This window comes from Niveispirillum irakense DSM 11586 (assembly GCF_000429645.1).
Lineage (GTDB): Bacteria > Pseudomonadota > Alphaproteobacteria > Azospirillales > Azospirillaceae > Niveispirillum > Niveispirillum irakense.
Map to the genome: position 1 here is coordinate 5,276 of NZ_KE386937.1, position 5,087 is coordinate 10,362.

2 protein-coding genes are annotated in these 5,087 nt (G+C 68.9%); one reads left to right on the forward strand and one right to left on the reverse strand.

The window, feature by feature from the left end; translation table 11 throughout:
- Nucleotides 1-2,362, reverse strand: a 2,362-nt coding sequence (locus G473_RS30710) for an ATP-binding protein (protein WP_161631041.1), incomplete at its 3' end; no start/stop codon positions are given.
- 169 nt (nt 2,363-2,531) lie between these two features.
- Between G473_RS30710 and G473_RS0124150 the strand changes: the two genes are divergently transcribed.
- The coding region (locus tag G473_RS0124150; RefSeq protein WP_029015211.1) for a toll/interleukin-1 receptor domain-containing protein at nt 2,532-5,087 on the forward strand (2,556 nt) is incomplete at its 3' end.

Sequence of the window (5,087 nt, forward strand, 5' to 3'; positions counted from 1 at the left end):
CCAAAGCCTTGCTTTCTCCGGCCATTTGCAAGAGAGCGCCGAGCGAATCCCGCACGCCGGCCTGCTCCGCCAGCCCATCCCCGGCAATCCGGCGGGCGGCCAGCCCCAGGCGGGCGGCAAAGGGGTAGTCCCCTTTTTCCATCTGGGCGAAGGCTTGATCGACAAATATCCGGGCCAGGGCCAGCCGGGCCACCTGGCCGCTGTCCCAGGCCTGCCAGCCAAATCCCGCCGTCGCCAGCATCAGCAGGCCCAGGATCGTCGCCGCCGCCCGGGTCCACAGCAATTGCTGCCGCCGGACCCGCCGCTGCTGCTCCGCCTCGCGCTGCTCCGCCGTCACCGACGCCTCAATGAACTCCACCAGTTCCGGCCCCAGATCCGCCCGCCGCCGGGCCAGCAGATCCCTGGCATCGGTCAGCGGCTTGCCGGGGCGAAGCAGCAGGCTGGGCCGGTCGGCCGGGGCGGCGGATCGCCACAGGGTGGCCTCCTGCTCCAACCGGGCGCGCAGGGACAGATCCGCCCTGTCCCTTTCCACCAGCGCCACGGCGTCGGGCCAGTGGGTCAGCAGCGCCTCATGGGCCAGGCGCAGCACCGGCGGGCCATTTTCCACGGCGGCGGCCACCAGCAGACGGGCGGACGGGTGCAGCATCGCGTCGGCCAGGGTGCGGCGGGGGTCCCCCTCCGGCAATTGGGCCAGCGGCAGGGAGCGGGCGGCGGGCTTGCTGTCCGCGTCCTGCCCGATGGTGACCAGGACGCGCAGCAGCCCAGGCAGGGCCGCCCGCACCGCCGGCTCGGCCGCCGCCACCACCTGTTCGGCCCGGCGGGCGATGGCGCCATTCAGCCCGCCAATCTCCGCATAGGCGGCGAAACGCAGCATTCCGGTTTCGTCGCGGCGCTGCCAAAGCTGGTCCAGGCAATATTCCAGCAATGGCAGATTGCCGATTTCGGCGGCAGCATCCTCACGGATCACGTCGTCCAGACCGATCCCGACATCGTTGCGCTCGAAACGCAGCCCGGCCTCCCGGGCGGGCAGGGTGATGATCTGGGCGATTTCCGCGCCCCGCGGCGGCTCCAGCAGATAGATCCCGTCGCGGGACAGGGATAACAGCGCTGGCAGCGCTGGCATCCGGTCATAGAAATCGGCGCGCAGGGTGGCGACGATCCAGACCGGCCCGGCCTTGGCCAGCAGCGCCAGCACCCGCACAAATTCCCGGCGCGCGTCATCGCCGATCCGGCGGTCGGTGAACAGTTCCTCCAGCTGGTCCAGCACCAGCAGCAAGCGGGAGCGGGCGATCTCGGTCAGGCCGGCGGCCTTTCCGGCCTGGTCAAGCCCCTGTTCGATGACGAAGGGCACGCCCTCTGGGTCACGCAGAAGCTGGGCGTGCAGGTGTTCCACCGTGTAGCGCAGACCCCCCAGTTCCGGCAGGGCGCGCAGGATGGCGGCGGCCAGGGTGGCCAGGGGCTGGCCCGGCACCGGCGGATCGGTGGGGCGGAAGATGGCATGGCGGCACAGGGCCACGCGCTCCACCATCCCCGGCAGGGACAAGTGCGGCAACAGCCCGGCCTTGACCAGCGAAGATTTGCCGGAACCGGAATTGCCAGTGACCAGGACAAAGCCATTGCCGGCGGCGCTGCGCCTTGCCAGCAGGTCGCGCAGATCGTTACGGGCGCGGATGCGGCCGAAGAACACGGGCGCATGTTCCGGCTCGAACGATTCCAGGCCGCGGAACGGGCTGCCCTGGTGCCAGCGGATGGTCGCCGGGCCGGTCGCATCGCCGCCTGTCGCCTCAAGTCGGCGCAGCAGCAGACCGCGCAGATGCAGGGCGACCTGTTCCTCGAATCCGGTGGTGTCGGCGAAGGTATGGAAGGCGGCCAGGGCCGATTTGCTCTCCGCATCCAGGAACCAGCGGTTGGTAAACGCCTCCAGCGCCCGCCTTTGCGCCCGCTGTTCCTCCAGCGCCGCGTCATCATCCAGGCTGGCCATCACCCTGGCATCTTTGCGATAGACCAGCAGGTCCGGTCGCCCGTGCCCCTTGCTGGCGGCAAGGGCGTCTTCAAATTCCCATTCAGTGCCGGTCACCGGCGTCCGGCCACTGACCGCCCCGGCATAGTCTGAGGCCGGCAGATGCAGGCCCAGGCGGGACCAAAGGATGACCAGCACGATATCGGTGCCGCTTGGCTTTGGAATATTGTGCGGATCCTGGAAGTGATGGGCGGCCAGCAGCGGCTCCCGCTCCCACAGCACCGGTTCCAGCCGGAAATGGTGGGCGAATTCCTGATCCAGCCGGCGGATCACCGTTTCGGCGACCAGCCGCTCTGGCCGCACATCGGCGGGCGAGGAGATGAAGATCCGCAGCGTTTCCATACACGCTCCCTTCCGACTGGTGCCAGCAGGGTAAGGCTGCCCATCTCCGGCGACAAGGCCGGAAAGTTGTAAAATGACGGTGATTGTTTCGCTCGACGATTGCCGGGCACCGGCCGGACCTGTATCCTGCATTGCGGATCAAACAGCCGATCCTTCAAACAGGGGCGTGATGGCGCGGATATTCATCTCCCACTCCAGCCGGGACAATGCCAAGGCGGCGGCGCTGAAACAATGGCTGGGGGAGCAAGGGTCCGACCTCACCTTCCTGGATTTCGACGAAGATAGCGGCATCCCGCCGGCCGCCAACTGGGAACAGACCCTGTACCGGGAGGTGGAGCGGTCACAGGCGATGCTGCTGGTGCTGACGCCGAACTGGATGGCGTCGAAATGGTGTTTCGTCGAATACGCCCAGGCCCGCGCCCTGGGCAAGAAAGTATTCCCGATCCTCCATACGCCGACCGGCGAACAACTGGTTGGCCAGGACCTGCAGCGGATCGACCTGCTCAGTGACCGCCAGGGCGGGCTGGAGCGGCTGGCGCGGGAATTGCGCACCGTCTCTCAACTTTCCTCACCGGACGGGTTCGACCTGCCCACCGGGGTGCGGCCCTTCCCCGGCCTGTCGCCCTTTGCTGAGGAGCAGGCGGCGGTGTTTTACGGGCGCGACCTGGAAATCGCCGCCGCGCTGGAAAAGCTGCGCGCCTGCCATACCAATGGCGGACCCCGGCTGTTTTTCGTCCTGGGTCCGTCGGGTAGCGGCAAATCCTCGTTCCTGCGCGCCGGTCTGCTGCCCCGGCTGCGGCGCGATACCGGCAACTGGATCGTGCTGCGCCCCATCCGTCCCGGGGCCAAACCGCTTGACCCGCTGATGGATTGCCTGACCCGCGCCCTGACGGATGACCCGGCCGTGGTCGCGGACTGGCAGCGGCGCCTGTGCAGCCCCGATCCGGCCGCCGACTTGTATGATCTGGCCCGCCAGCTCCGCCGCCATCACGGGCAGCCCGATGCCAGCATCCTGGTGCCACTGGACCAGTTCGAGGAGGTGCTCACCCGGACCCCGGCGGCGGAGCGGGCCGCCTTTCTGGCCCTGCTCAGCCGGATGGCGGCGGCGGATTCACCCTTTCTGCCGCTGGGCACCCTGCGCTCCGACTATCTGCCGGGCTTGCAGCAGGAACCGGCCCTGACCGTTCCTTACAAACCACTGCTGCTGGATGAAATGCCGCTGGAGCGGATCGGCGATCTGGTCCGCAAGCCCGCCCGCATCGCCCATCTGGCGGTGGAAGAGGGGTTGGTGACGCAACTGATCCAGGACGCCGCCACCAGCGACGCCCTGCCCCTGGTGGCGGCGGTGCTGGAGGAGCTGTATGACCGGCGCGGCGACGACGCCCGCCTGACCCTGGCCGCCTATGAAAGCCTGGGGGAGCGGGCCAGGGGCCTGACACCGGTGGATAATAACATTCGCCGCCGGGCGGAGACGGCACTGGAGAGTGCCGGGCGCAGCACCGCCGACCGGGAGGCGGATGAGGCGGCCCTGCGCGAAACCTTCGTCACTGCTCTCGTCCGCCTGACGGGTGCGGGTGGCACCTTCGTCCGCCAGCCGGCCCGGCTGGCCGACCTGCCGGAACGGGCGCGGCCCCTGATCGAGCAATTGGTGGCGGCGCGGCTGCTGGTACGGCGCGGGCAGGAGGATGGCGGCCTGGGTGGCAAGGTGGAGGTGGCGCACGAATCCCTGTTCCGCGTCTGGCCCCTGTTGGCCGGCTGGCTGCGGGAGGAGACGGAATTCCTGCTGGGGCGGGAACGTCTGGCCATCGATCTGAAGGAATGGCAAGCCCTGCCGCCGGACCGCCAGCCAGAAGGGTTGCTGCGCGGGCTGTTCCTGGGCCGGGCCCGGAGCTGGCTGCACGCCCATCCGGGCCGGTTTGGCGAGGCGGAGCGGGCGTTCATTCTTGCCTCCGACATGGCGGAACGGGCGGAGGGGGCGCGCGAACGCCGGATGCGGCGCGCACTGACCGGGGCGCTGGCCGCCACGGCGCTGATCTTCGCCGGCGGGGCCGGGGTCAGCTATTACTATTACCGCCAGGCCGAACGGACCCTGGCCCAGGCCACCGCGGCCGCCGATACGCTGGTGTTCGATCTGGCGCAGAAATTTAAGAACCGCGGCCTGCCCAACCAACTGGTGCGCGCCATTCTCGACCGCGCCATCACCCTGCAGGACACGCTGGCGGCGGACAATGGCGACAATAAAGCCCTGCTGCGCAGCCGCGCCGCGGCCCTGGATGAGCGGGCGCAATCCCTGGCCAATTTCGGCGATCCGCACAGGGCCCTGGCAGCCGCAGAACAAAGCCTGGAGATCGCCCGCCGGCTGGTCAAGCAGGAGCCGGAGAATACCCTGTTCCTGCGCTGTCTGTCGGTCAGCCTGGACCGGGTCGGTGATCTTGTCGGGCGCCGCGATCCGGATCAGGCGGGCAAGCTCCATGCGGAGGGGCTGGAGATCGCCCGCCGGCTGGTCACGCGGGAGCCGGAGAATACCCAGTTCCTGCGCGAACTGTCGGTCAGCCTGAACCGGGTCGGTGATCTTGTCGGGCGCCGCGATCCGGATCAGGCGGGCAAGCTCTATGCGGACGGGCTGGAGATCGCCCGCCGGCTGGTCACGCGGGAGCCGGAGAATACCCAGTTCCTGCGCGATCTGGCGGCCAGCCTGGACCGGGTCGGTGATCTTGTCGGGCGC